Consider the following 24,550-nt stretch of genomic DNA (forward strand, 5'->3'; position numbering starts at 1 on the left):
GCCGTACCCAGCACGGGGCGAGTGGCGCAGGCTGCCACTCGCCCCGCACTGTGGGCGGCGACGATTCTCCTCGGTGACTCTTCTGGATAAGGTGCAGATATGAAGCTCGAACTTCGCGGCATCACCAAGCGATTCGGCAGCCTCGTGGCGAACGACCACATCGATCTCGTGGTCGAACCCGGTCAGATCCACGCTCTCCTCGGCGAGAACGGTGCAGGCAAGTCGACGCTGATGAACGTGCTCTACGGCCTGTATCAGGCCGACGAGGGCGAGATCCTCCTCGACGACGTCGTGCAGCACTTCCGCGGCCCCGGAGACGCGATGGCCGCGGGCATCGGCATGGTGCACCAGCACTTCATGCTCGTGCCGGTGTTCACGGTGGCCGAGAACGTCATGCTCGGTCACGAGCAGACCAAGGGCCTCGGCACGCTCGACATCGCGAAGGCGCGCGAGCACGTGCGCGCGGTCGCGGCGCGGTTCGGGTTCGACATCGATCCGGACGCCGTCGTCGGCGACCTGCCCGTCGGTGTGCAGCAGCGCGTCGAGATCATCAAGGCGCTGTCCCGCGACGCCAAGGTCCTCGTCTTCGACGAGCCCACCGCGGTGCTGACGCCGCAGGAGACCGACGAGCTCATGGCCATCATGCGCCAGCTCCGGGACGAGGGCACCGCGATCGTGTTCATCACGCACAAGCTGCGCGAGGTGCGCGAGGTCGCCGACCGCATCACGATCGTCCGGCTCGGACGAGTGGTGGGGGAGGCCTCGCCGACCGCCACCAACGCCGAGCTGGCCTCGCTCATGGTCGGCCGCGCGGTCGAGCTGACCGTGCAGAAGGAGGCGCCCCGCCTCGGCGAAGGCGGCCTGGAGGTCCGCAACCTCCGGGTGCTCACCTCGACCGGAGCCATCGTCGTGGACGACGTCGACTTCACGGTCCGCCCCGGTGAGGTCCTCGCCATCGCCGGTGTGCAGGGCAACGGCCAGACCGAGCTCGTCGAGGCCATCGTCGGCCTCGCCGCACGCGTCGAGGGGAACATCATCCTCGACGGTACCGAGCTCGTGGGCAAGAGCGTCCGTGGCATCCTCGACGCCGGTGTCGGGTTCGTGCCGGAGGACCGTACCGAGGACGGCCTCGTCGCCGGATTCTCGGTCGCCGAGAACCTCATCCTCGACCGCTCCGACGATCCCGCCTTCAGCCGGGCCGGGACGCTGCGTCGCGGCGCCCTGGAGGACTTCGCCAAGAAGCGCATCGCGGAATACGACATCCGCACGCAGGGCCCGGACACCCCCGCGGGAACCCTCTCCGGAGGCAACCAGCAGAAGGTCGTGATCGCGCGCGAGATGAGCCGGGAACTGCGGCTCTTCGTCGCGGCCCAGCCGACGCGCGGGGTCGACGTGGGCTCGATCGAGTTCATCCACAAGCGCATCATCGAGACGCGGGACGCGGGCATCCCCGTGATCGTCGTCTCGACCGAGCTCGACGAGGTCGCCGCCCTCGCCGACCGGATCGCGGTCATGTACCGCGGCACCATCGTCGGCATCGTCCCCGGTGACACGCCCCGGGAGACACTCGGACTCATGATGGCCGGAGCGGCCGATGCGGAGGTGACCGCGTGAGCGGCGCGACACCCGGTGCAGGAGACGTCACGAAGGGGCTGCCCCCCGAGCAGCTCCCGCCCAGCACGGGCCTGGCGGACGAGGTGCCCCCGCCCCCGCGCGGCAACGCCGTCCTCAAGGAGATCCTCCGCGGGAGTGCGGTCACGACGATCCTGGCGATCGTCCTCGCGCTCATCGTCGGCGGCATCCTCATCGCCTTCACGAACGAAGACGTGCAGAAGGCCTCCGGATACTTCTTCGCCAAGCCGAGCGACACGTTCGTCGCGGCATGGAACGCGGTCTACAACGGCTACGAGGCGCTGTTCCGCGGAGCGATCTTCAACGCCCGCGGCGCCGACTTCGCCGCGCAGATCCGACCGCTGACGAACACGCTGGGCTTCGCGGCTCCGCTGATCGCCGCCGGTCTGGGCGTCGCGCTCGCCTTCCGCGTCGGCCTGTTCAACATCGGTGCCCGCGGTCAGATGCTCGTCGGCGTCGCGGTCGCGGCCCTGCTGACGTTCAACCTCGACCTGCCGATCTGGTTCCACCTGCCCGTCACCCTGCTGGCCGGTATCGCCGGCGGTGCGCTCTGGGGCGGCATCGCCGGTCTCATCAAGGCACGCACGGGCGCGCACGAGGTGATCCTCACGATCATGCTCAACTACATCGCGTACTACCTGCTGCTGTGGATGATCCGCACGCCGGGGCTCCTGCAGAAGCCGGGGACCAATCAGGCGCTCGGCTCGGCGACGCCGGAGAGCGCGCAGTTCCCGACCCTGCTCGGCCCGCAGTTCCCGCTTCTGGACCTCGGCTTCGTCATCGTGGTCATCGCGACGGTGTTCGTGTGGTGGCTCATCGAGCGCTCCTCGCTGGGCATGCGCATGCGCGCGGTGGGGGAGAACCCGCACGCCGCTCGCGCCGCGGGCATCAGCGTCAAGCGCGTCTACGTCTACGCGATGCTCTTCGCGGGTGCCCTCGCCGGCCTCGCCGGCATGAACCAGCTCCAGGGCGCCGTCACCACCGGCGTCACCGAGACCATCGACGCCGGCATCGGCTTCGACGCCATCACGGTCGCCCTCCTCGGACGCAGCCGCGCGTGGGGGACCTTCGCGGCCGGGATCCTGTTCGGTGCCCTCAAGGCGGGCTCGTTCTCCATGCAGGCGCAGGACATCCCCGTCGACATCGTGCTCGTCGTGCAGTCGCTCGTCGTGCTGTTCATCGCCGCGCCGCCGCTGCTGCGCACGGTGTTCTTCCTCCCCAAGTCCGACGCAGAGAAGGCGGCCAAGGCGAGAGCCAAGGCCGCGAAGAAGGCGGTGACGGCATGATGTCGCTCGTGCAGACCGAAGCCGCCGACGGCACGGTGCAGCTCGCCACCGTCCGGGAGCGTCACCTCAAGGCACCGATCAGCCTCGCGATCGTCACCGCGCTGCTGGCCGTGCTCTTCCTCGCCGTGCCGCGCAGCGGCACCAGCACCTTCCGCCTCGGCGACCGCACGTCGGCCTTCGAGCTCCCCGACGTGGAGCTGCCCACCGCGCCGACCTTCTGGGTCGTCTTCGCCGTGCTCGTCGTCCTCACCGTCGGGGCCTTCCTCCGGGCATGGACGTACCGTGCGCCGTCGATCTGGCTCATCGTCGCCTACGGCGTGCTCGCGGTCTTCGCGTTCCTGGTCTGGGCCGCAGCCGGGGGCCTCGTCCCCGTCACGAGCCTGCTGTTCGGTGCCGTGTCGCTGTCGGTGCCGCTCGTGTTCGGCGCGCTCGGCGGCGTCATCGGCGAACGGGCCGGTGTCGTCAACGTGGCCATCGAGGGGCAGCTGCTCCTCGGCGCCTTCTCGGCGGCGCTGCTGTCCAGCATCACCGGCAACGCTTTCGTCGGCCTGATCGGCGCCATGATCGGCGGCGTGCTCGTCGCGAGCGTGCTGGCGGCGTTCGCCATCAAGTACCTCGTCGAGCAGGTCATCGTCGGTGTCGTGCTCAACGTCCTCGTCACCGGGCTCACCGGATTCCTCTACGGAGCGCTCCTCGCCCCGAACGAGGCCGAGCTGAACACCCCGGTCCGCTTCTCCCGCATCGAGATCCCGGTGCTGAGCGACATCCCGATCATCGGTCCGGTGCTGTTCAACCAGACCTTCATCGTGTACCTCATGTTCATCACCGTGGCCGTCGTCGCGTGGGGCCTGTACCGCACCAAGTGGGGCCTGCGCCTCCGCGCGGTGGGCGAGCACCCGCAGGCGGCCGACACGGTCGGCATCCGGGTCAACCCGACCCGCTTCTGGAACGTGCTGCTCGCGGGCGCGATCGCCGGCATCGGCGGTGCGTACTTCACGCTCGTGTCGGTCCCGCAGTTCGGCAAGGAGATGACGGCAGGTCTCGGCTTCATCGCTCTCGCCGCCGTGATCTTCGGCCGCTGGGACCCGATCCGCGCGACGCTCGCCGCCCTGCTCTTCGGATTCGCGACGAACCTGCAGAACCTGCTCTCGATCCTGAAGACGCCGATCCCCGGCGAGTTCATGCTCATGCTGCCGTACGTCGTCACGCTGCTCGCGGTCGCCGGATTCGCCGGTCAGATCCGGGGCCCTGCCGCCAGCGGCAAGCCGTACATCAAGTCGTAGAACCCGCAGGGAAGAAGGAACCACCACCATGACGGACATCGACTGGGATGAGCTGCGGCAGGTCGCCGCGGATGCCATGACCAAGGCGTACGCGCCGTACTCGCGCTACCGCGTGGGAGCGGCGGCTCTCGTCAGCGACGGGCGGATCGTCGCCGGATGCAACGTCGAGAACGCCTCCTACGGCGTCACGCTGTGCGCCGAGTGCGCGCTCGTGGGCGATCTGTTCATGTCCGGCGGCGGGCAGCTCGTCGCCTTCGTGTGCGTCAACAACGACGGCGAGACGATCATGCCGTGCGGCCGGTGCCGCCAGCTGCTGTTCGAGCATGCCGTACCCGGCATGCTGCTGGAGACCGTCTCCGGCATCCGTACGATCGACGAGGTGCTGCCCGACGCGTTCGGGCCGCGCGACCTGGAGGACGCACGATGACCGCGGGACAGGCTCAGGGAGCCATCGAGCAGTTCGACGCGATCGACGTGATCCGGGCCAAGCGCGACGGAGGCGTGGTCCCGGAGCCGGCCCTGCGCTGGATGGTGGACGCCTACACGCGCGGCTACGTGTCCGACGCGCAGATGGCCTCCTTCGCGATGGCGATCTTCCAGCGCGGCATGGAGCGCGACGAGATCCGCGTGCTCACCGACGCGATGATCGCTTCGGGGGAGCGGATGAGCTTCGCGACTCTCGGCAAGAAGACCGTGGACAAGCACTCCACGGGTGGCGTGGGCGACAAGATCACCCTGCCGCTCGCGCCGCTCGTCGCCTCGTTCGGCGTGGCGGTGCCGCAGCTCAGCGGCCGCGGCCTCGGCCACACCGGCGGCACGCTCGACAAGCTGGAGTCCATCCCCGGCTGGCGCGCTGCGCTCAGCAACGAGGAGATGTTCGCGCAGATGCAGGGCGACGTCGGGGCCGTGATCTGCGCTGCGGGGTCGGGTCTCGCGCCCGCCGACAAGAAGCTCTACGCGCTCCGCGACGTCACCGGCACCGTGGAGGCCATCCCGCTGATCGCCTCCAGCATCATGTCGAAGAAGATCGCCGAGGGGACCGACGCTCTCGTCCTGGACGTGAAGTTCGGTTCCGGCGCCTTCATGCAGGACATCGACAGGGCTCGGGAGCTCGCGCGCACGATGGTGGCGCTCGGCACGGACTCCGGTGTCGCGACCACGGCACTTCTGACCGATATGAACGTTCCCCTGGGCCGCGCGATCGGCAACGCCAACGAGGTCCGCGAGTCGGTCGAGATCCTCGCCGGCGGGGGACCCGCCGACGTCCGGGAGCTGACCGTCGCGCTCGCGAGGGAGATGCTCGCCCTCGCCGGTCAGCCTGACGCCGACGTGGAGGCAGCGCTCGACGACGGCCGCGCCATGGACACGTGGAAGGCGATGATCCGTGCGCAGGACGGCGACCCCGACGCGGCCCTCCCGGTCGCGCGGGAGACGCACGTCGTCACGGCGCCCGCGGACGGCATCGTGACCCGCATGGACGCCCTTCCCTTCGGGATCGCCGCCTGGCGTCTCGGTGCCGGCCGCGCGCGGGCCGAGGACCCGGTGATCTTCGAGGCGGGGATCGATCTGCATGCGAAGCCGGGGGACCGGGTGTCGGCGGGGCAGCCGCTGTTCACGCTCTCGGCAGCCGACGAGGCGCGCTTCCCCCGGGCGATCGAGGCGCTCGAGGGCGCCTGGGAGCTCGGCGACGAGGCTCCGACCGTGGGACCGATCGTCCGCGAGCGCATCACGGCGTGAGGCCCGGGCGCTAGCCTGGACGAACACCCCGCGACCGAGAGGATCCCCATGTCTATCGATGCGAGCGGCGACGTCGCCATCCAGGGCGTCTCCCTGCGGAGTCTGCCGAAGGTGTCGCTGCACGACCACCTGGACGGCGCGGTGCGCCCGGCCACGATCATCGAGCTCGCCGACGCGATCGGTCTCGAGGTCCCGGCATCCGACCCTGCCGCGCTCGGTTCGTGGTTCGCGAAGAAGAGCGACGCGGGATCGCTGGTGGAGTACCTGAAGACGTTCGAGCTCACCACCGCGGTCATGCAGACCCGTGAGGGGCTGACGCGCGTCGCGCGAGAGTTCGTCCAGGACCTCGCGGCGGACGGTGTCATCTACGGTGAGATGCGCTGGGCGCCGGAGCAGCACCAGGCGCGCGGTCTCTCGCTGGAGGACGCCGTCGAGGCGGTGCAGCAGGGCATCGAGGAGGGTGAGGACGCTGTCGACCGCGACGGCCGCAGCATCCGCGTCGGCCAGCTCCTCACCGCGATGCGGCACACCGACCGCGCACGGGAGATCGCCGAGCTCGCGGTGGACTTCCGCGGACGGGGTGCCGTGGGCTTCGACATCGCCGGCCCCGAGGACGGCTTCCCTCCGTCGGACCACCGGGCGGCCTTCGACTACCTCGCCGAGAACTTCTTCCCGGTGACCGTGCATGCGGGGGAGGCGGCCGGGCTCGCCTCGATCCGCTCCGCCCTCCTGGACGGGCGTGCGCTCCGACTCGGACACGGCGTGCGCATCGCGGAGGACCTCGAGGTCGTCACGCAGGAGGGCGACGAGGTGCAGGTGCGCTTCGGTGACCTCGCCCGCTGGGTGCGCGATCGGGAGATCCCGCTGGAGCTCTCCCCGTCGTCGAACCTGCAGACCGGAGCCGTCGCGGCGTGGGGGCAGACCCTCGCCGATCATCCGTTCGACCTGCTGTACCAGCTCGGGTTCGCGGTGACGGTGAACGTGGACAACCGCACCATGAGCGCGACCTCCCTCACGCGGGAGCTGGCGCTGCTCGTGCAGACGTTCGAGTACGACCTCGACGACCTCGAGGCCTTCCAGTTCAACGCCGCCGCTGCGGCGTTCCTCCCCGTCGAGGAGCGCGAGGAGCTCGTCGAGATGATCGCCGAGGGCTTCGGCGCCTGACCCGGCGGCCGACACGACCCGTCGCGGCCGACACGACCCGTCGGCACGGCCGGAACGGGAGGCGGGACGCGAGGATGGGGGCATGCCCGCCTCCGTCTTCCTCGCCGGTCCCGCCTCGTGGAACCGGATGGTCCTGCTCGACCGGCTCCCCGAGCCCGTGCCCCACATGCAGTTCGCGCAGGCGAGCTGGGAGACGGTCGGCGGCACGAGCGCCGGCAAGGCGCTGAGCCTGACGACGCTGGGGCGGCCGGTCGTGCTGCATGGCATCACCGGAGAGGACGAGGACGGGCTGCGCGTCCGCGAGGCGCTGCAGGCGGCCGGAGTGGTCGCGCACTGGACGGACGGGATCACCGAGCGGCACCTCAACCTGATGACGCCGCGCGGTGAGCGGGTGTCGCTGTACCTCTCGACCCCGGCGGAGACGACGGGGGAGGCGGACGCGGCGCACGCGGCGGAGATGGCTGGAGCCGACGCCGTCGTCCTCGACCTGGCCGCCGAGCCGCGACGGCTGCTCCCGCTCGCAGTGGCCAGCGGCACGCCGCTGTGGGTCGACGTGCACGACTACGACGGCGTCGGGGAGTACCACCGGCCGTTCCTCGCGGCAGCCACGGCGGTCTTCTGCAACGCGGACCGGCTGGACGCGCCGGTGGAGTTCCTCCGCGCCGTCGTCGCGGAGGGAGCGGCGTTCGCGGTGTGCACGCTCGGCGCCGAGGGAGCGGTCGCGGTGGGGGCGGACGGTGCCGAGTTCCGGGTGCCCGCCGTGCCGACCACCGTCGTCGACACCAACGGCGCCGGCGACGCGTTCTTCGCGGGCGTCCTCGACGCGCGGCTGGGAGGCGCGGACCTGGCGTCGGCGCTCTCGGCGGGCGCACGCTCGGCCGTCGGAGTGCTGACCACCCGGCATCTGCACCCGCTGCTCGACCCGATCCTCGGGGATCCGCGGGCGGCCTAGGGCGCGACCTGCTCCAGGAACCCGCCGACGACCTCGGTGACCTCGGCATCCATCTCGTCGTCGTCGATGGTCGGGGTGCCGTCGCCGGACTGGGGTCCGTAGTCGCCGAAGGAGGCGTGGGAGGCGCCGTCGATCTCGACGAACTCGGCGTCCGCGGGGAGTTCGGAGCGGGCGTCCGTGATCTTCTCGGGTGTGGAGAGACCATCCTCGCTGCCGGAGACGCTCAGCACCGGGAGGTCGGTGCCTGCGAGGTCGGTTGCGCAGTAAGAGGCGAAGAGGACGAGGGCATCGGCGTCCGTCGCGAGCTGACAGGCGCGTACCCCGCCGAGGGAGTGGCCGCCCACGGCCCAGGTGTCCACGTCGGGCGCGGCGCTCGTGAACGAGTCGAGTCCGCGGGGATCGAAGAACGCCAGATGGAGCCAGGGCCGCGTGATTACGACCGTGGTGCCCTCCGCCGCGAGCCCCTGGAGGATCGACGCGTAGGCCCAGGGGTCGACCTTCGCGCCGGGGATGAAGACGAGTCCCCGGTCGGAGGAGCCGTCCGCGGGCTCCAGGACGATCCCCTCATCGGCATCGGTCACCGTGATCGCCGGGTTCTCGCGGACGGCGGTCAGCGGTGCGGGCTCCGCGGCCATGACGCCGACCTGGCTCCAGACGAGGACTCCGCCGATGGCGAGGAGGATGACGATCGCCACGCTCCACAGGACTCGCTTCAGGACGCGGCGCCGGGGCTTCTTCTGCACAGCAGCAACGCTACCCCGGCCCCGACGCCGCGTCCCTCAACCGGCGAGCGCCGCTTGACGGAGGGCCACGGCGTCGCGGACGGCGGGGAAGAGCGGGTGCTCCGGATCGAGGCCGGTGGTGCGGACGGTGAAGCCCGCCGCGTTCTCCGTGCGCAGAAGGGTCTGCAGTTCGACCGACTGCTCGTCGGCGGCGTCGTCGAACTCCAGCGCGGCGGCGACGGCGGCCACCAGGGCATCCGTCGGCAGTCCGTGCTCGGCTGCCATCGCCGCGGGGCCGATGAACCGCTCGTGCCGGGAGATCTTCCGCAGGGGCTGACGGCCGACGCGCTGCACGGTGTCCACGAGCTCCGGGTTCCGGAACCGCTCCAGGATGGTCGCACGGTACTGCGCGAGGTCTGCGGGGTCGAGCCCGTGCTCGACGACCAGCACCGCCGAGGTCTCCTCGAGGGCGGCCGACACCTGCGCGGCGATCGCGTCGTCCGCGAGGGCGTCCGAGATCCGCTCGATGCCCGCCCGTGCACCGAAGTACGCGGTGGCGGCATGACCGGTGTTCACCGTGAAGAGCTTGCGCTCGATGTACGGCGCGAGGTCGTCGACGAAATGGGCGCCGGGGATGCGCGGCGGGGTGTCGCCGAACGGCCGGGCCTCGATCGCCCACTCGAAGTACGGCTCGACGGTGACGTCGATGCCCCCACCGTCCGGCTGCGCCGGCACGATGCGGTCGACGGCGGTGTTCGCGAACACCGCACGCGCGAGGAGGACGTCGGCATCCGGCCCCGCCGCCGCGACGATCTCCTGCCGCAGCTGATCGGTGGCGCCGATGGCGTTCTCGCAGGCCATCACCTGCAGAGGCGCGGCCTCGGGGGAGCGCAGCGCGAGCCCGGCGACGATCGACGGGGCGACGAACCGCAGCACGGTGGGGCCGACGGCGGTCGTGACGACGTCGGCCGTCGCCACCTCCTCCGCGACCACGGCGGGGTCCGTGCGGCTGTTCACCGCACGGAACCCGGAGACGACGTGGTCGGTCCCTCCGGGGCCGGCTTCGTGCACGGTGTACGAGTCCGCCCGGTCGATCGCCTCCACGAGTGCGTCGGCGACGTCGCTGAACACGACCTCGTACCCGCCCTCGTGCAGGAGCAGGCCGACGAAACCGCGCCCGATGTTGCCCGCCCCGAAGTGGACCGCCTTCATCCCTCGTTCACCTCCGAGAGGAGAGCGAACAGCTCGTCCGGCGTCGCCGCCGCTTCCAGCCGGGCGACGTCGTCCTCCTCCGAGAAGAGGATCGCGATGCGGGACAGGATGTCCAGGTGCTCATCGCCGACGCCGGCGATGCCGATCACGAACCTCGCCTGCTCGCCGTCCCAGTCGACGCCGCCGTCGTAGCGGACGACGGAGAGCGCGGACGCCAGGATCGTGTCCTTCGCCTCGTTCGTGCCGTGCGGGATGGCCAGGCCGTTGCCCATGTACGTCGACACGGTCTCCTCGCGCTGACGCATCGCATCGACGTACGCCGGGGTCACCGCACCGGCGGCGACGAGGATGTCCGTCGCCTCCTGGAGCGCGTCGTCCCGCGACGCGCCTCCCGGGTGGATGCGGACCTGCTCGGCTGTGAGAACGCTCATTCTTCGTCCTTTCGCTGTTCCTTGACCATCTCGACGACCTCGTCGTACTTCGGCGAGTTCATGAAGTTGTCCACCGAGACGTGCAGGGAGTCCGGCGACTTCGCCGTGGCCCGGTCGGTGAGCTGCTGCTGCGTGATGACCACGTCGGCGGCGCCGTCGAGGTTGGCGATGGCGGCGTTCGTGACGGTGATGCCCTCGATGCCGGCCTTCTTCAGCTTGTTCCGCAGCACGCTGGCGCCCATGGCGGACGAGCCCATACCGGCGTCGCACGCGAACACGATGGTCTCGATCGGGGCCGCCGCGACCGCAGTGGTGGCGGGAGCGGGCGTGGACTCCGGTGCCGCCGTCGCGGTCGAGGTGCGCAGGGCGTCCATCGCCGCGGACGACTTGCCCTTGTTCGCCTCGGTCTGCGCGATGGCCGCACCGAACGTGTCGCCCTCGGCGGCGAGGTCGCGCTTGCGCGAGGCCCGCAGGATGACGCCGGTGATGAGGAAGGTCACCGTCGCGGCGATGATGACCGACAGGTACACCACGAGGAGGTTGGCGACGCCGGGGCCGATGGCCGCGGCGGTCACGGCGATGATGCTGCCCGGGGCGGCCGGGAAGGCCAGTCCGCCGCCGAGGACCATGTTCGTGGTGACGCCGGCCGCTCCACCCGCGATGAGCGCGAGGATCGTGGTCGGCTTGCTGAGAGCGTACGGGAAGTAGATCTCGTGGATGCCGCCGAAGAACTGGATGATGGCGGCACCGGGAGCCGAGGCCTTCGCGGCGCCGACCCCGAAGAAGGTGAAGGCGAGCAGCAGGCCGAGGCCGGGGCCGGGGTTCGCCTCGATGAGGAAGAGGATCGACTTGCCCGTCTCCGCAGCCTGCTCGATCCCCAGCGGGGTGAACACGCCGTGGTTGATGGCGTTGTTGAGGAACAGCACCTTGGCCGGCTCGACGATGATCGACACGAGCGGCAGCAGGTTGAGCGACACGAGCCAGTCGACGGCGGCGCCCAGCGCGGCGCTGATGCCCAGCATGACCGGACCGAAGGCGAAGAACCCGACGATGGCGAGGAGCATGCCCAGGATGCCGGCGGAGAAGTTGTTGACGAGCATCTCGAAGCCAGGGCGGATCTTGCCGTCCCACAGCCTGTCGACCTGCTTCATGATCCAAGCGGCGATCGGGCCCATGATCATCGCGCCCAGGAACATCGGGATGTTCGTGCCGACGATCACACCGACGGTCGCGATCGTGGCGACCACGCCGCCGCGCTCGCCGTAGACCATGCGGCCGGCCGTGTTCGCGATCAGGAGGGGCAGCAGGTAGGTGACCATCGGGCCGACCAGGCCCACGTAGGCCAGGATGTTGCCGTCTGCGCCTTCGGCGACCGCGGTCATCGCGCCTTGCCAGCCGAGGACGGCGGAGTCGCCGCCGCCGCCGATGATCTCGGCGATGCCGGCCCAGTGCCAGCCGAACGGGCTCTCGGCGCCGAAGAAGCCCTTCGGGATGAAGAGCATCGTGATGAAGCCCCAGGCGATGAAGGCCGCGATGTTCGGCATGATCATGCCGGAGAGGAACGTGCCGAAACGCTGCACGCCCACGCGGAGGCCACCGGGGGCGGTGGCGGCGGGTGACGTCGTCGTCATGATGTGGTCTCTTTCTGATGAGGGGGGAGTGCCGCGGCGAGGGTCGCCGCAGCGGTGCGGGCGGAGGGGGCGTCGTCCGCGGCGAGCGCGGCTTCCGCGAGGCGGAGGGCGTCGTCGCGAGTGCGGGCGGCGAGCGCCTGGCGGACGTCCGCGAGGGCGGACGGCGCCATGGAGAGGCTCGTCGCACCGAGCCCCACGAGGACGACCGCGAGCAGCGGGTCGGCCGCGGCCTCGCCGCAGATGCCGACCGGCTTGCCGAGGCGGGCACCGGCCGTGCCGACCTCGCGCACCAGCCGCAGCACCGCGGGGTGCCAGGGGTCCTGGAACGAGGCGACCGAGCCGAGCAGCCGGTCCGCGGCCATCGTGTACTGCGTGAGGTCGTTGGTGCCGATGGACGCGAAGTCGGCGTGGGCGAGGACGCGGTCGGCGAGCAGGGCGCTGGACGGCACCTCGACCATGACGCCGGCCGTCTTCAGGCCGTACTCGCGGGCGAGGCCTGTGAAATACACGGTCTCCTCGACGGTGGCCACCATGGGCGCCATGACCCACAGATCGGCGTCGGTCGCGGCGTCGGCCTCGGCCAGCGCGGTCAACTGCTCGCGGAGGATGTCCTCGCTCGCGCGGAGAGCCCGCAGACCGCGCAACCCCAGGGCCGGATTCTCCTCGTGCGCGTCGTTGAGGAAGGCCAGGGGCTTGTCGGCCCCTGCGTCGAGCATCCGCACGACGACCTTCTTGCCGGGGAAGGCCTCCAGGAGCTCGCGATAGGACTCCCGCTGCTGGGCCACGGTCGGCGCCTGCGACGCGGAGAGGAACAGGAACTCGGTCCGGAACAGCCCGACGCCCTCGGCCCCGCGTGCGACCGCGTCGGCGGCGTCGGCGGGCTTCCCCAGGTTCGCGAGGAGGGCGACCGGTGTGCCGTCGGCGAGCGCACCGGGCGTGAGCGGCGCGTCGTCCGCGACCAGTCTGGCCGCGGCGCGCTCGGCGGCGCGGCTGCGCTCCTCGGCGGTCGGTTCGCGGGTGATGACGCCTGCGGCGGCATCGACGATCACGGTCTCCCCGGTCGTCAGCGCGTGCCCGTCGCCGACGCCGACCACGGCCACGATGCCCTTCTCCCTGGCGAGGATCGCCGTGTGGGAGGTGGGGCCGCCGTCGGTGGTGACGAGGGCAAGCACCTGGTCAAGGTTCAGCAGCGCCGTGTCGGCGGGCGCGAGGTCGCGTGCCACGAGGACGAACGGGTGCCCGGGATCGGGCACGCCGGGGGCGTCCACCCCGCGCAGCCGGGCCAGCACCCGCTGCGCGATGTCGTCGAGGTCGGCGGCGCGCTCGCCGAGGTAGCCGCCGACGGCCTCGAGCGTGGCCCGGAAGCCCGCGAAGGCGTCGTGAACGGCCCATTCCGCGGTGGCCCCGGCATCGATCCTCGCGTCGACCTCGTCCTGCAGCGTCGGGTCCTTGGCGATCATCGCCTGCGCCTCCAGCACCTCCTGCGCGGCGCCGCCGGCGGCCTCGCCACGCTGCGTCAGCTCCTGCGCGACGACGGCGACGGCCTCGCGGACCCGCGCGCGCTCGGCATCGGCCCCGGCGGTGCTCGGGACGTTCTCGGGCGCGGGCAGCGCCTCGGTCATGCGGACGACCGGCCCCTGCGCGACGCCGAGACCGATGCCCACGCCTCGCAACGCGCTCATCCGGCCGCGTCCTGATCGTGGTCGGTCGTCAGCAGCTCGGTGAGCGTGTCCAGTACGCCCTCGGCGCCGTCGCCGTCGGCCGTGAGCGTCACGTAGTCGCCGTGCTCGATGGCCAGCGCGATCACCCCGAGGATGCTCGCGGCGTTGACCGGCGTGCCGGAGTCCTTGGCGATCGTGACCGCGAGCCCGGAGTCCTTCGCGGCCTGCGCGAAGATCTTTGCGGGCCGGGCGTGCAGTCCGTGCGAGGAGCCGATGCGGACGGTGCGGGTGGCGGTCATGGTGTTCCTTTCGGGGCCCCGCCGGCGGCGGCGAGGGTCGACTGGGCGAGAAGAAGGGTGCGGACGCCGTCGCGGTCCGCGAACACGTCGTCCGGCAGGACGGCGACGGGCGCGCGGGTCAGGTCGCGGATGGCGTCGAGACGCTCACGCAGATGCGGGCCCACGAGGACGAGGTCGTGTCCGCCGAGGGGGACGGTGCCCTCGACGCCGGCATCCGCATCCCAGTCCAGGCCTGCTGCCGCTGCGGCAGTGCGCAGGCGCTGAGCGACGAACGTGCTCGACGCGCCGGCGCCGCAGACCACGAGAATCCTCATCGATGTCACCCTTCCTGAGAACAGTCTGGGAAACGTGACCACGGCGGCACCAACACGTTCTCTTCCGCCCCTGCGGAATGCTCCTCGCCGCGCCCGTGTCGCCGGAGGCTGTCATCATGGAGAGCAGTCGGACAGTGCCGTCAGCACGGGAACTCGGAGGGACCATGTCGCGCCAGCGTCAGGACCAGCTCCTCGCCGCGCTGCTGCGCGAGGAGGGCTGGGCGACCGCAGGCACGCTGGCCGATCTCCTGGGTGTGACCCCGCGGAGCATCCGCTCCTACGTCGCGGCACTGAACGCCCGCACGCCGGGCGCCGCGGTCGTCGAGTCCGGCCCCGCGGGCTATCGGGCGGGCCCCGGCGCCCGCGGCGCGCTGCGGGTCCGGCAGGGCGGCGACTCCGCCCCGCGCGAACGGCTGCACGCCCTCGTCCGGCTGCTCCTGGACGAGCCGGAGGGGATCGACGTCTTCGACACCGCGGATGCGCTGCACGTGAGCGAGGCGACGCTGGAGGCGGACCTGGTCCGCGTCCGCGGTCTCCTCGACGGGACCGACCTGACGCTCGACCGGGCCCGTGAGCGGGTGCGGCTCCACGGAGACGAGGCCGCCCAGCGCCGCCTGCTCAGCCGCCTCGCCCACGACGAGATGGACGACGCGTCGTTCCACCCGGAGATCTTCCGGCGGGCCCTCTCCGGGACCGCGGTCGATGCGCAGGCGGTCGGACCCTTCAAGTCGGCCCTCGTGCGCGAGCTCGGCGAACTCGGCTACTACGTCAACGAACTCGCGATCGCCGACGTGCTCCTGCACATCGCGATCGCCGCCGAGCGGGTGGCCGCCGGCCGTGCCCTCGAGGCACCCCCCGTGGGAGCTCGACCGGAGATCCCGCGGGTGGGAGCGGTGATCGCCCGCCTCGCCGCCGAGCACTTCGCCGTGGTCCTGGGCGAGGGCGACAGCGGTCACCTCGCCTCCCTGGTCCTGACGCGGATCGTCGCGCCTGGTGGCGAGGCGGCGCAGGAGCTCGCCCGCAGCGGCGTCGCCCCGGACGTGGATGCGGCGGTCAGAGCGGAAATCGCGCGGGCGGCGGAGGACTACCGCGTCGACCTCGTCGACGAGACGTTCGTGCTCCGCCTCGCACTGCACGTGCAGAACCTCCTGCGCCGCGCCGAGGAGAGCGCCCTCACCCGGAACCCGCTGACCCGCTCGCTGAAGACGACCTATCCGATGATCTTCGAGGTGGCGGTGTCGATCGCGAGCGGTCTGCACGACCGGCTCGGCACGCCCATCCACGACGACGAGATCGCCTACATCGCCATGCACGTCGGGGGACGGCTGGAGCGGAGCCGCAAGGCGGAGTCCATCCTCACCGCGACCATCGTCTGCCCCGGCTACTACGAACTCCACGAACTCCTGCGTTCGAGCGTGGACCGCTCGCTGGGTTCCGCGATCGAGGTCACCAGCGTCGTCACCAACGTCGACCCGGACTGGGCGTCGTTCGACACCGACCTCGTGCTGAGCACGATCGAACCCGGGGCTTCCGGCGACCGGTTCGTGCGCATCCAGCCGTTCCTCACGGACGCCGACGTCGACCGCATCCAGCAGGCCGCAGGGCGGCTGCGCCGCGGTCGACGGCTCGCCCGACTCCGGGAGGAGCTCGCGCGCTACTTCCACCCCGATGCCTTCGTCCACCCGCTCCCTGACGAGGGCGAGGAGGCCATCATCCGGCGGCTCGGCGCGCCGCTGATCCGGGCCGGTCTGATCGGCGACGACTACGTGGAGAACACGATCGTGCGCGAGCGCATGTCCTCCACAGCCTTCACCGACGCACTCGCCGTGCCGCACGCGCTGCAGATGACCGCGACCCGGACGGCGATCGCGCTCGGCGTCGCGGACGGGTCGGCGGCCTGGGGGGACGGACGCGTGCAGGTCGTCGCGCTCGCCGCCTTCAGCGAGAGCGACAGAGCGGCCTTCCAGACCGTGTTCGAGCAGCTCGTCGAGGTGTTCAGCGAACGGGAGAGCGTGCAGCGGATCGTCCGCCGCGGGGCGACCTTCGAGGGCTTCCTCGACGAGCTCGTCGCCGTGATCGACGGCTGAGACTCAGGCGTCGGGGGCGAGCACCAGGGCGAGCTGCGCGAGGACGCGCTCGGACGACGGACCCGGCGGCGTCTCCAGGGTCACGGCGTCCCCGGGGGCGAGGGCGAGGTCCATCACCGCGAGGACGCTGCGCAGATCCACGGCCGTGCCGCCGGCGGTGCGCAGCGTGACCGGGAGCTCGTGCGCCTGCGCGAGGCGCACGAGCTCCGCGACCGGTCGTGCGTGCACCCCGTTGTGGGCGCTGACGACGACGTGGCGGACGGGCATGGTCAGGAGCGCTCGTCCAGGAGGACCCGGACACCGGCCTCCAGCTCGGCGACGGCGGCCGCCGCACCCTCCGCGGAGTCGGCTGCGGCGTCGATGTAGACCTTGAGCTTCGGCTCTGTTCCGCTCGGGCGCACGATGACCCGGGATCCGTCGGAGAGCCGGTACCGCAGCACGTCCCCGGAGGGCTGCCCCGGTGCGCTCTGCAGCAGGTCCTCGGTCGACGCGATCGAGCGTCCGCCGACCTGCGTGGGCGGAAGCGAGCGCAGCGACAGCATCACCGTGCCGATGAGCGACAGGTCAGCCACCCGCACCGACACCTGGGAGCTCGCGAAGTGACCGTACGTGTCGCCCACCTCGCGGACGAGGTCGGCGAGGGTCAGCCCGCGCTCCTGCGCCTCGGCGGCCAGCCCGAGCACGGCGACCGCGGCGGAGATGCCGTCCTTGTCGCGCACGGTCTCGGGGTTGACGAGGTAGCCCAGGGCCTCCTCGAAGCCGAAGACGATGCCGGGAGCCCGCGAGATCCACTTGAACCCGGTGAGCGTCTCGTGGAAGTCCAACCCGTGGTGGGCGGCGATGGCGCCGAGCCCGGGGGAGGAGACGAGCGAGCACGCGAGCGAGGCCCCGGGAGTTCCGGCCGCGGCACGCGCGGCGCGGGCGCCGAGCAGCAGTCCGACCTCGTTGCCGGTCAGACGTCGCCAGCCGTCCGCGGCGGTGTCGTCGGGGACGGCCACGGCGAGCCGGTCGGCGTCCGGATCGTTGGCGAGGATGAAGTCCGCCTTCGCCCTCCGGGCCGTGGCGAACGCCAGGTCCATGGCCCCCGGCTCCTCCGGGTTGGGGAAGGACACCGTGCGGAACGTCGCGTCCGGGTGGAGCTGCTCGTCGACCACGATCGGCCGCGGGTAGCCGGCAGCGTCGAGGATGCGCGCGAACGTCTCCCAGCCGACGCCGTGCATCGCGGTGTAGACCCAGCGCAGGCGGCGGCCTGCCGCGGGTGCGGGGGCGACGGCCGCGGTGGCGGCGACGTAGGCCTGGACGAGATCCTCGCCCGCGGTCTCGTAGGCGGTGGACCGCGGCAGGGTCCGCACGTCTCCGCCGTCCGCGACGCGCTGGATGTGGGCGGCGATCTCGGCATCGGCGGGAGCCACGATCTGCGAGCCGTGATCCGCGCCGCCGAGGTACACCTTGTAGCCGTTGTCGTCCGGCGGGTTGTGGCTCGCGGTCACCATCACGCCGGCGTCGGCGCCGAGATGCCGCACCGCGAAGGCCAGCACGGGGGTGGGGAGCAGGCGGGGGAGCAGGATCGCGCGCAGACCGGCACCGGCGAACAGCTCCGCGGAGTCCTGGGCGAACACCCGGGAGTTGCGGCGGCCGTCGTAGCCGATCACCACGGTCGGGGTCGCGCCCGCGGCCCGCTCGCGCAGATACGCCGCGAAGCCCGCCGCGGCCTGGGAGACGAGCACCCGGTTCATCCGGTTGCTCCCCGCCCCGAGCGCGCCGCGGAGCCCGGCCGTGCCGAACGCGAGACGACTGCCGAAGCGGTCGTCGAGCTCCGCCGTGGCGGCCTCATCCCCGGAGGCGGCGCGGGTGATGATGCCGGCCAGCTCGTCGCGGGTCTGCGGGTCGGGGTCCTGGCGCAGCCAGGCGCGGGCCTGGGCGAGCCGCTCCTCGCTCACAGGGCCTCGACCACCCGGGCCAGCAGGTCGGAGATCACCGGCTCCGCCTCGCGTCCGGCCTCGATGACCTCGGCGTGGCTGAGCGGGGTCTGCTGGATCCCGGCCGCGAGGTTCGTGATGAGCGAGAACCCGAGGATCTCCATGCCGGCCTCGCGCGCCGCGATCGCCTCGAGCGCGGTCGACATGCCGACGATGTGGCCGCCGATGTGCTTGGCCATCTGCACCTCGGCCGGGGTCTCGTAGTGCGGGCCGCGGAACTGCGTGTAGACGCCCTCGTCGAGGGTGGGGTCGACCGTACGGGCGATGTCGCGCAGGCGCTTCGCGTAGAGGTCGGTGAGGTCGATGAACGTCGCGCCCTCCAGCGGGGAGTCGGCGGTGAGGTTGATGTGGTCGCTGATCAGCACGGGCTGGCCGGGCTTCCAGGTCTCCTTGATGCCGCCGGCGCCGTTGGTGAGCACCATGATCTTCGCGCCGGTGGCTGCGGCGGTGCGGACGCTGTGCACGACCCGGCGGACGCCGTGGTCCTCGTAGTAGTGCGTGCGGGCACCGATGACGAGGACGTTCTTCCCGCCGGGCGTGCGGATGCTGCGCAGCGTGCCGACGTGGCCCTCCAGAGCGGGCTTCGAGAACCCGGTGACCTCGGTGGCGGGGATCGTCGCCACGGTCTCGCCGATGAGGTCGGCGGCCTTGCCCCAGCCGCTGCCGAGCGTGAGGGCGATGTCGTGCTTCTCGACGCCGGTCAGCCGCGCGATGTCGGCGGCGGCTTCGGCTGCGACCTCGAACGGGTTCGCAGCGGGGTCGTCGAGGGGGTTGCTGTGGGTTTCAGGCATGGATCCACTCTAGGAAGTGGCAGGCTCCGGTGCCAGGATTGCGGAAGAATGGAGAGCATGTCTTCCACCACTTTCGAGCGCACTCAGCGCGTCGCCGTCCTCGGCGGCGGACCCGGCGGTTACGAGGCGGCCCTGGCGGCCGCCCAGCTCGGAGCGGAGGTCACCCTCGTCGAGCGCGTCGGCGTCGGCGGATCCGCCGTGCTCACCGACGTGGTGCCCTCGAAGAGCCTCATCGCCACGGCGGACGCCGCTGTCGCCATCTCCGAGGCCAGCGACCTGGGCGTGAACTTCTACGCCAAGGGCGAGAACGGCAAGCCCCTCAAGCCGGAGATCGCCATCAACCTCGCGGCGGTGAACAAGCGCCTCGTGGCGCTGGCCGGTCAGCAGTCCGAGGACATGCGCACCACCCTCCTCGACGCAGGCGTGCGCATCCTCTCCGGTCACGGCCGTCTGGAGGGTCCGAACGCCATCGTCGTCTCCACGGGCGAGCGGGGCACGGACTTCGACCGCGTCGAGGCCGACACCATCGTCGTCGCGGTCGGCGCCTCGCCCCGCGAACTCGACTCCGCCAAGCCCGACGGCAAGCGCATCCTCACGTGGACCCAGCTCTACGACATGAAGGCGCTGCCCGAGCACCTCATCGTCGTCGGCTCCGGCGTGACCGGTGCCGAGTTCGCCTCCGCCTACATGAACCTCGGGGCGAAGGTCACGCTCGTCTCCAGCCGCGAGCAGGTCCTCCCCGGCGAGGACCAGGATGCGGCGCGCGTGCTGGAGAAGGTGTTCAAGCGCGGCGGCATGCAGGTGCTGTCCAAGTCGCGTGCCGAGAAGGTCGAGGTCACCGGAGACGGCGTCACGGTGACCCTGTCCGACGGTCGCACTGTCGAGGGCAGCCACTGCCTCATGGCGGTCGGCTCGATCCCGAACACGGCCGGCATCGGTCTGGAGGAGGCCGGTGTCGAGCTCGACGACTCCGGACACGTCCGGGTGAACCGCGTCGCGCGCACCTCGGTGCCGAACGTGTACGCGGTCGGGGACTGCACGAACTTCTTCCCCCTGGCCTCGGTGGCCTCCATGCAGGGTCGCACGGCGGTGTTCCACGCGCTGGGCGACATCGTCATCCCGCTCGAGCTCATCAAGATCACCTCCAACATCTTCACCGCGCCGGAGATCGCGACCGTCGGCTACGGCGTCAAGGACGTGGAGGACGGCCTCGCGGACGGCATGGTCTACAAGCTCCCGCTCGCCGCCAACCCGCGCGCGAAGATGATGGGCATCAAGGACGGCTTCGTCAAGCTCATCGCGCGCAAGGGCTCCGGCACCGTGATCGGCGGCGTGATCGTGGCCCCCAAGGCCTCCGAGCTCATCTACCCCATCGCGATCGCGGTCGAGCGTCGCCTCACCGTCGACCAGGTCTCCCGGGTCTTCGCCGCGTACCCCTCGCTCTCGAGCAGCATCACCGACGCGAGCCGCGCGATGCACCTCGTGAACATCTCCTGACCCGAGACCCCGCGCAATCGCCGAGACCCCGGGCTGCAGACATCTGCAGCCCGGGGTCTCGGCGTGAAAGCGGGGTCTCGCGTGTCAGGAGATCGGGTCAGGAGATCGTGAGGAGCTGGTGGCCGGCGGACACCGTGGTGCCAGCGGCGGCGTCGATGCTGCCGACGACGCCGTCCTTGTGCGCCTGCAGCGGCTGCTCCATCTTCATCGCCTCGAGGACGACGACGAGGTCGCCCTTGACGACCTGCTGCCCTTCCTCGACGGCGACCTTGACGACCGTGGCCTGCATCGGCGACTTCACCGCGTCGCCGGAGGCCCCGGCGTTGGCGACCGTGGCGTGGCTGCGACGCGACGGCGGCACCGCCGCAGGGCGTCCCGTGGTGCCGGGGGCGACGGCGACGCGATCGGGCAGGCTGACCTCGAGCCGCTTGCCGCCGACCTCGACGACCACCGTGTGCCGGGCGTTCGCGGGGGCCGGAGCCTCGAGCTCGCCGTCCCACGCGGGGATGTCGTTGTCGAACTCGGTCTCGATCCACCGCGTATAGACGCCGAACGTCCCGTCCTCGGCCGTGAAGGCAGGGTCGCGGACGACCTTGCGGTGGAAGGGGATGACGGTGGGAAGGCCTGCGACCTCGAACTCGTCCAGGGCCCGACGCGCGCGCTCCAGGGCCTCGGCGCGGTCCTTGCCGGTGACGATGATCTTGGCGAGCAGCGAGTCGAACGCGCCGGAGACGGCGTCCCCGGCGGTGACACCGGAGTCGAGGCGGATGCCGGGGCCGCCGAAGGTCTTGAAGACGTGGATGGGGCCGGGCTGGGGGAGGAATCCACGACCCGGGTCCTCGCCGTTGATGCGGAACTCGATGGAGTGGCCCTGCGGCTGGGGGTCGTCGTAGTCGATCGTGCCGCCGGCGGCGATGCGGAACTGCTCGCGGACGAGGTCGATGCCGGTGACCTCCTCGGACACGGGGTGCTCGACCTGGAGGCGGGTGTTCACCTCGAGGAAGGAGACCGTGCCGTCGGCGCCGATGAGGAACTCGCACGTGCCCGCACCGACGTAGCCGACCTCCTTGAGGATGGCCTTGGACGCCGAGTAGAGCTTCTCGTTCTGCTCGGGCGTGAGGAACGGGGCGGGTGCCTCTTCGACGAGCTTCTGGTGTCGACGCTGCAGCGAGCAGTCGCGGGTCGAGATGATGACGACGTTGCCCTCGGCATCGGCGAGGCACTGGGTCTCGACGTGCCGGGGCTTGTCGAGGTACTTCTCCACGAAGCACTCGCCGCGGCCGAACGCGGCGACCGCCTCGCGCGTGGCGGACTCGAACAGCTCCTCGACCTCGTCGAGCTCACGGGCGACTTTGAGGCCGCGACCGCCGCCGCCGTAGGCCGCCTTGATCGCGATCGGCAGACCGTACTCCTGCGCGAAGGCGACGACCTCGTCGGCACCGGAGACCGGGCCGGGGGTGCCGGGCGCGAGGGGCGCGCCGACCTTCTCGGCCACGTGGCGGGCGGTGACCTTGTCGCCGAGCGCCTCGATGGCCTCCGGGGAGGGGCCGATCCAGATCATCCCGGCGTCGATCACGGCGCGCGCGAACTCGGCGTTCTCCGCGAGGAACCCGTAGCCCGGGTGCACGGCGTCGGCGCCGGCGCGGCGGGCGACGGAGAGGATCTTCTCGATCTGGAGGTAGGTCTCGGCGCTGGTCGCGCCACCGAGCGCATACGCTTCGTCAGCGAGGCGCACGTGCAGCGCGTCCCGATCCTGGTCGGCGTAGACGGCGACCGAGGCGATCCCGGAGTCACGAGCGGCACGGACGATGCGGACGGCGATCTCGCCGCGGTTGGCGACGAGCACCTTCGCGATTTCAGGCATGGTTGCCAGCCTAGCGAGTAGCATCCCGATACTTTTGACGACTCTCGACAAGAAAGAGGGAAAAACGTGGAGGGGAGTCTACGACCACAGATCCGTCCACCGCACTCCGAGATCGGCAGCGAGACGGCGCACGGTGGAGAGTGACATCCCCACGACGGTGGAGGGATCGCCCTCGACCCGGGTGATGAAGGCGCCGCCGAGGCTGTCCACGGTGAAGGCTCCGGCGACGTGCAGCGGTTCCCCCGATGCCACGTACGCGGCGATCTCCTCATCGCTGATGTCCTCGGCGAACGTCACGGCGGCCTCCGCGACAGCGGTCGCCTCGACGGGCTCGGCGCCGGGCGAGACGCGGAACACGGAGTGCCCGGAGTGCAGCACGCCGGTGGCGCCGCGCATCTCCTGCCACCGGCGCGTGGCCTCCTCCGGCGTGTAGGGCTTGCCGTAGACCCGGTCCCCGAGCGCGAACATGGAGTCCCCGCCGATCACGATGCCGTCGAACACGCCCTCGGCGGCCAGCCGCTCGGCGACGGCGGCGGCCTTGGCGCGAGCGAGCAGCAGCACGAGGTCGGCGGGTGCGACGGGGCCCATGCGCTCCTCCGCGGCGGCGGCCAGGGCGTCCTCGTCCACCTCCGGCGACAGCGTGAGGGGTTCGATGCCGGCCTGACGCAGCAGCATGAGCCGGGCGGGGGATGTCGAGGCGAGGCAGACGCGCATGGAGACCACCGTATCCTCGAAGGATGACTTCCTCCGCAGCCGACGTGCTCGATCTCGACATCACCGGCATCGCCCACGGAGGCACCTTCATCGCCCGTCACGACGGTCGCGTGGTCTTCGTCTCCGATGCGATCCCGGGGGAGCGCGTCCGTGCCCGCCTGCTGGATCCGTCCGCCGGCGCCGGGGAGCCCGACACCCGCAGCTTCTGGCGCGCCGAGACGATCGAGGTCCTCGAGGCCTCTCCGCATCGGCGGCCGCATATCTGGCCGGAGGCGGACGTCGCGCACGACCCCGCCCAGCGGCCCGGGGGCGCGGACCTCGGGCACATCGACCTCGGGCACCAGCGCGTGCTCAAGCGACAGGTTCTCTCGGAGGCGTTCGACCGCTTCGCCGGTCCCGGCCTCGAGGCCCCGGAGATCGAGGCCGTGGAGTCCGGGGACGGGACGGGGTGGCGCACACGGGTGACCCTGCACGTGGACGACGAGGGACGGATCGGCCCCTTCGCGGCCCGCAGCCACCGCGTCGTCCCGGTGTCGACGCACCCGCTCGCCCGCCCCGCGATCGCCGAGGCCGCCCTGGCCCTGCAGGGCGAGAAGGCCGGACGCATCGAGCTCGTGGAGCCCGCGGACGGCCGGGTGCGCATCCTCCGCCACCCCGAGGCCGAGCGGCGCTCACCGCGGGATCGTCGTCCTCGGCCGACACCCGAGGTCGTGCAGGAACGCGTCGGTGACCGCACGTTCGACGTCGACGCCGGAGGGTTCTGGCAGGTGCACCCCCGTGCCGCCTCCGTCCTCGACGGTGCCGTGTACGGGCTGCTCGACGGGCATGTGGAGCCGGACGCGACGCACTACGACCTGTACGGCGGCGTCGGCCTCTTCGCGCGGACCCTCGCGGATCTCGGCGGCACCGATGTCGTCACGGTGGAGTCCAGCCGCCGAGCGACGCAGCACGCCGCCGCGAACCTCGCCCCGCTCGACGTGACGGCGGTCACGGCTCGCGTCGACCGCTTCCTGCAGCAGCCTCGACGCGGAGGCGTCACGGGAGCCGTCGTGCTCGATCCGCCGCGGTCGGGGGCCGGGCGGGCGGTCGTGGAGGGCGTGCATGCGCTGAGTCCGTCCGCGATCGCCTACGTCGCCTGCGACCCGGTGGCCCTCGCCCGCGACCTCGGCACCTTCCGCGGCCTGGGGTGGGAGGTCGGTGCCCTCCGCGGCTTCGATCTGTTCCCGCACTCGCATCACTTCGAGGTCGTCGCCCTGCTCACCCGGTGAGCGCATTCCCGGCGCCGGGTCCGCGA

The 24,550-nt window shown here is 71.4% G+C and carries 22 protein-coding genes; 10 read left to right on the forward strand and 12 right to left on the reverse strand.

The annotated features are described in order from the left end of the window. The first annotated feature begins 99 nt into the window (after positions 1-99). The 7 genes from AB1285_RS04040 to AB1285_RS04070 all read left to right on the forward strand — a co-directional run bounded on the left by AB1285_RS04040 (position 100) and on the right by AB1285_RS04070 (position 8,054). Positions 100-1,614: an ABC transporter ATP-binding protein gene (locus tag AB1285_RS04040; RefSeq protein WP_268776827.1), complete on the forward strand. Its 1,515-nt coding sequence runs from the start codon at positions 100-102 to the stop codon at positions 1,612-1,614. Continuing rightward, on the forward strand, positions 1,611-2,918 hold the full coding sequence (locus AB1285_RS04045) for an ABC transporter permease (protein WP_187661942.1): 1,308 nt from the start codon (positions 1,611-1,613) through the stop codon (positions 2,916-2,918). Before AB1285_RS04040 ends, AB1285_RS04045 begins: the two co-directional genes overlap by 4 nt. Beyond that, complete coding sequence (locus AB1285_RS04050; protein WP_370428513.1) at positions 2,918-4,201, forward strand: ABC transporter permease; 1,284 nt, start codon at positions 2,918-2,920, stop codon at positions 4,199-4,201. The genes AB1285_RS04045 and AB1285_RS04050 overlap by 1 nt, the downstream gene beginning before the upstream one ends. Positions 4,202-4,229: 28 nt before the next feature. Beyond that, positions 4,230-4,628 (forward strand): cytidine deaminase, encoded by a 399-nt coding sequence (locus AB1285_RS04055; protein ID WP_187661940.1) that lies wholly within the window; start codon positions 4,230-4,232, stop codon positions 4,626-4,628. Continuing rightward, positions 4,625-5,938, forward strand: a complete 1,314-nt coding sequence (locus AB1285_RS04060) for a thymidine phosphorylase (protein ID WP_370428463.1) — start codon at positions 4,625-4,627, stop codon at positions 5,936-5,938. Before AB1285_RS04055 ends, AB1285_RS04060 begins: the two co-directional genes overlap by 4 nt. Positions 5,939-5,986: 48 nt before the next feature. Further along, positions 5,987-7,102, forward strand: a complete 1,116-nt coding sequence (locus tag AB1285_RS04065; RefSeq protein ID WP_187661938.1) for an adenosine deaminase — start codon at positions 5,987-5,989, stop codon at positions 7,100-7,102. Between the two features lie 82 nt (positions 7,103-7,184). Next, a complete protein-coding gene (locus AB1285_RS04070; protein WP_370428464.1) occupies positions 7,185-8,054 on the forward strand; it encodes a carbohydrate kinase family protein in 870 nt (289 codons plus the stop codon). Here the strand turns inward: AB1285_RS04070 and AB1285_RS04075 are convergent. The 7 genes from AB1285_RS04075 to AB1285_RS04105 are packed head-to-tail and all read right to left on the reverse strand — an operon-like array spanning position 8,051 to position 14,324. Beyond that, on the reverse strand, positions 8,051-8,797 hold the full coding sequence (locus AB1285_RS04075) for an alpha/beta hydrolase (RefSeq protein WP_370428465.1): 747 nt from the start codon (positions 8,795-8,797) through the stop codon (positions 8,051-8,053). The genes AB1285_RS04070 and AB1285_RS04075 overlap by 4 nt on opposite strands. Before the next feature lie 36 nt (positions 8,798-8,833). Next, positions 8,834-9,988 carry a mannitol-1-phosphate 5-dehydrogenase gene (locus AB1285_RS04080; protein WP_259954620.1) on the reverse strand — a complete coding sequence of 385 codons (1,155 nt, stop codon included), beginning with the start codon at positions 9,986-9,988 and terminating at the stop codon, positions 8,834-8,836. Further along, on the reverse strand, positions 9,985-10,419 hold the full coding sequence (locus AB1285_RS04085) for a PTS sugar transporter subunit IIA (RefSeq protein WP_187661934.1): 435 nt from the start codon (positions 10,417-10,419) through the stop codon (positions 9,985-9,987). The genes AB1285_RS04080 and AB1285_RS04085 overlap by 4 nt, the downstream gene beginning before the upstream one ends. Continuing rightward, the gene (locus tag AB1285_RS04090; RefSeq protein ID WP_370428466.1) at positions 10,416-12,050 is read right to left on the reverse strand and encodes a PTS mannitol transporter subunit IICB; all 1,635 of its coding nucleotides are present in this window, start codon (positions 12,048-12,050) and stop codon (positions 10,416-10,418) included. The genes AB1285_RS04085 and AB1285_RS04090 overlap by 4 nt, the downstream gene beginning before the upstream one ends. Further along, a complete protein-coding gene (ptsP, locus tag AB1285_RS04095) occupies positions 12,047-13,732 on the reverse strand; it encodes a phosphoenolpyruvate--protein phosphotransferase (RefSeq protein WP_370428467.1) in 1,686 nt (561 codons plus the stop codon). The genes AB1285_RS04090 and ptsP overlap by 4 nt, the downstream gene beginning before the upstream one ends. Beyond that, positions 13,729-14,010, reverse strand: a complete 282-nt coding sequence (locus tag AB1285_RS04100) for an HPr family phosphocarrier protein (RefSeq protein ID WP_187661931.1) — start codon at positions 14,008-14,010, stop codon at positions 13,729-13,731. Before AB1285_RS04100 ends, ptsP begins: the two co-directional genes overlap by 4 nt. Then, on the reverse strand, positions 14,007-14,324 hold the full coding sequence (locus AB1285_RS04105) for a PTS sugar transporter subunit IIB (protein ID WP_370428468.1): 318 nt from the start codon (positions 14,322-14,324) through the stop codon (positions 14,007-14,009). The genes AB1285_RS04100 and AB1285_RS04105 overlap by 4 nt, the downstream gene beginning before the upstream one ends. A gap of 164 nt (positions 14,325-14,488) precedes the next feature. On the opposite strand from AB1285_RS04105, the gene AB1285_RS04110 reads away from it, so the two are divergent. Next, positions 14,489-16,411 (forward strand): BglG family transcription antiterminator, encoded by a 1,923-nt coding sequence (locus AB1285_RS04110; RefSeq protein WP_370428469.1) that lies wholly within the window; start codon positions 14,489-14,491, stop codon positions 16,409-16,411. A 3-nt stretch (positions 16,412-16,414) separates the two neighbouring features. On the opposite strand, the gene AB1285_RS04115 is transcribed toward AB1285_RS04110, so the two are convergent. The 3 genes from AB1285_RS04115 to AB1285_RS04125 are packed head-to-tail and all read right to left on the reverse strand — an operon-like array spanning position 16,415 to position 19,181. Then, positions 16,415-16,678: an HPr family phosphocarrier protein gene (locus tag AB1285_RS04115; RefSeq protein ID WP_187661928.1), complete on the reverse strand. Its 264-nt coding sequence runs from the start codon at positions 16,676-16,678 to the stop codon at positions 16,415-16,417. A 2-nt stretch (positions 16,679-16,680) separates the two neighbouring features. Beyond that, positions 16,681-18,351: a phospho-sugar mutase gene (locus AB1285_RS04120; protein WP_370428470.1), complete on the reverse strand. Its 1,671-nt coding sequence runs from the start codon at positions 18,349-18,351 to the stop codon at positions 16,681-16,683. Next, a complete protein-coding gene (locus AB1285_RS04125; protein WP_370428471.1) occupies positions 18,348-19,181 on the reverse strand; it encodes a purine-nucleoside phosphorylase in 834 nt (277 codons plus the stop codon). The genes AB1285_RS04120 and AB1285_RS04125 overlap by 4 nt, the downstream gene beginning before the upstream one ends. A gap of 48 nt (positions 19,182-19,229) precedes the next feature. Here AB1285_RS04125 and AB1285_RS04130 point away from each other — a divergent pair, with 48 nt between their 5' ends. Beyond that, positions 19,230-20,678 carry an NAD(P)H-quinone dehydrogenase gene (locus tag AB1285_RS04130; RefSeq protein ID WP_025105680.1) on the forward strand — a complete coding sequence of 483 codons (1,449 nt, stop codon included), beginning with the start codon at positions 19,230-19,232 and terminating at the stop codon, positions 20,676-20,678. A gap of 97 nt (positions 20,679-20,775) precedes the next feature. On the opposite strand, the gene AB1285_RS04135 is transcribed toward AB1285_RS04130, so the two are convergent. Beyond that, positions 20,776-22,542: an acetyl/propionyl/methylcrotonyl-CoA carboxylase subunit alpha gene (locus AB1285_RS04135; protein ID WP_259954231.1), complete on the reverse strand. Its 1,767-nt coding sequence runs from the start codon at positions 22,540-22,542 to the stop codon at positions 20,776-20,778. 78 nt (positions 22,543-22,620) lie between these two features. Beyond that, complete coding sequence (locus AB1285_RS04140; protein ID WP_268776835.1) at positions 22,621-23,256, reverse strand: Maf family protein; 636 nt, start codon at positions 23,254-23,256, stop codon at positions 22,621-22,623. A gap of 23 nt (positions 23,257-23,279) precedes the next feature. Here AB1285_RS04140 and AB1285_RS04145 point away from each other — a divergent pair, with 23 nt between their 5' ends. Further along, positions 23,280-24,524 (forward strand): class I SAM-dependent RNA methyltransferase, encoded by a 1,245-nt coding sequence (locus AB1285_RS04145; RefSeq protein WP_292795694.1) that lies wholly within the window; start codon positions 23,280-23,282, stop codon positions 24,522-24,524. The last annotated feature ends 26 nt before the right edge of the window (positions 24,525-24,550 follow it).

The sequence above is a fragment of the Microbacterium sp. NRRL B-14842 genome, from assembly GCF_050470785.1.

Excerpts from the sequence above, each read along its gene's own strand:
- AB1285_RS04085 (WP_187661934.1), bottom strand. The coding sequence starts at position 10,419 with ATGAGCGTTCTCACAGCCGAGCAGGTCCGCATCCACCCGGGAGGCGCG.
- AB1285_RS04110 (WP_370428469.1), top strand. The coding sequence starts at position 14,489 with ATGTCGCGCCAGCGTCAGGACCAGCTCCTCGCCGCGCTGCTGCGCGAG.
- AB1285_RS04135 (WP_259954231.1), bottom strand. The coding sequence starts at position 22,542 with ATGCCTGAAATCGCGAAGGTGCTCGTCGCCAACCGCGGCGAGATCGCC.
- AB1285_RS04145 (WP_292795694.1), top strand. The coding sequence starts at position 23,280 with ATGACTTCCTCCGCAGCCGACGTGCTCGATCTCGACATCACCGGCATC.
- AB1285_RS04080 (WP_259954620.1), bottom strand. The coding sequence starts at position 9,988 with ATGAAGGCGGTCCACTTCGGGGCGGGCAACATCGGGCGCGGTTTCGTC.
- AB1285_RS04140 (WP_268776835.1), bottom strand. The coding sequence starts at position 23,256 with ATGCGCGTCTGCCTCGCCTCGACATCCCCCGCCCGGCTCATGCTGCTG.
- ptsP (WP_370428467.1), bottom strand. The coding sequence starts at position 13,732 with ATGAGCGCGTTGCGAGGCGTGGGCATCGGTCTCGGCGTCGCGCAGGGG.
- AB1285_RS04065 (WP_187661938.1), top strand. The coding sequence starts at position 5,987 with ATGTCTATCGATGCGAGCGGCGACGTCGCCATCCAGGGCGTCTCCCTG.
- AB1285_RS04055 (WP_187661940.1), top strand. The coding sequence starts at position 4,230 with ATGACGGACATCGACTGGGATGAGCTGCGGCAGGTCGCCGCGGATGCC.
- AB1285_RS04060 (WP_370428463.1), top strand. The coding sequence starts at position 4,625 with ATGACCGCGGGACAGGCTCAGGGAGCCATCGAGCAGTTCGACGCGATC.
- AB1285_RS04130 (WP_025105680.1), top strand. The coding sequence starts at position 19,230 with ATGGAGAGCATGTCTTCCACCACTTTCGAGCGCACTCAGCGCGTCGCC.
- AB1285_RS04100 (WP_187661931.1), bottom strand. The coding sequence starts at position 14,010 with ATGACCGCCACCCGCACCGTCCGCATCGGCTCCTCGCACGGACTGCAC.
- AB1285_RS04105 (WP_370428468.1), bottom strand. The coding sequence starts at position 14,324 with ATGAGGATTCTCGTGGTCTGCGGCGCCGGCGCGTCGAGCACGTTCGTC.
- AB1285_RS04125 (WP_370428471.1), bottom strand. The coding sequence starts at position 19,181 with ATGCCTGAAACCCACAGCAACCCCCTCGACGACCCCGCTGCGAACCCG.
- AB1285_RS04115 (WP_187661928.1), bottom strand. The coding sequence starts at position 16,678 with ATGCCCGTCCGCCACGTCGTCGTCAGCGCCCACAACGGGGTGCACGCA.
- AB1285_RS04070 (WP_370428464.1), top strand. The coding sequence starts at position 7,185 with ATGCCCGCCTCCGTCTTCCTCGCCGGTCCCGCCTCGTGGAACCGGATG.
- AB1285_RS04090 (WP_370428466.1), bottom strand. The coding sequence starts at position 12,050 with ATGACGACGACGTCACCCGCCGCCACCGCCCCCGGTGGCCTCCGCGTG.
- AB1285_RS04050 (WP_370428513.1), top strand. The coding sequence starts at position 2,918 with ATGTCGCTCGTGCAGACCGAAGCCGCCGACGGCACGGTGCAGCTCGCC.
- AB1285_RS04040 (WP_268776827.1), top strand. The coding sequence starts at position 100 with ATGAAGCTCGAACTTCGCGGCATCACCAAGCGATTCGGCAGCCTCGTG.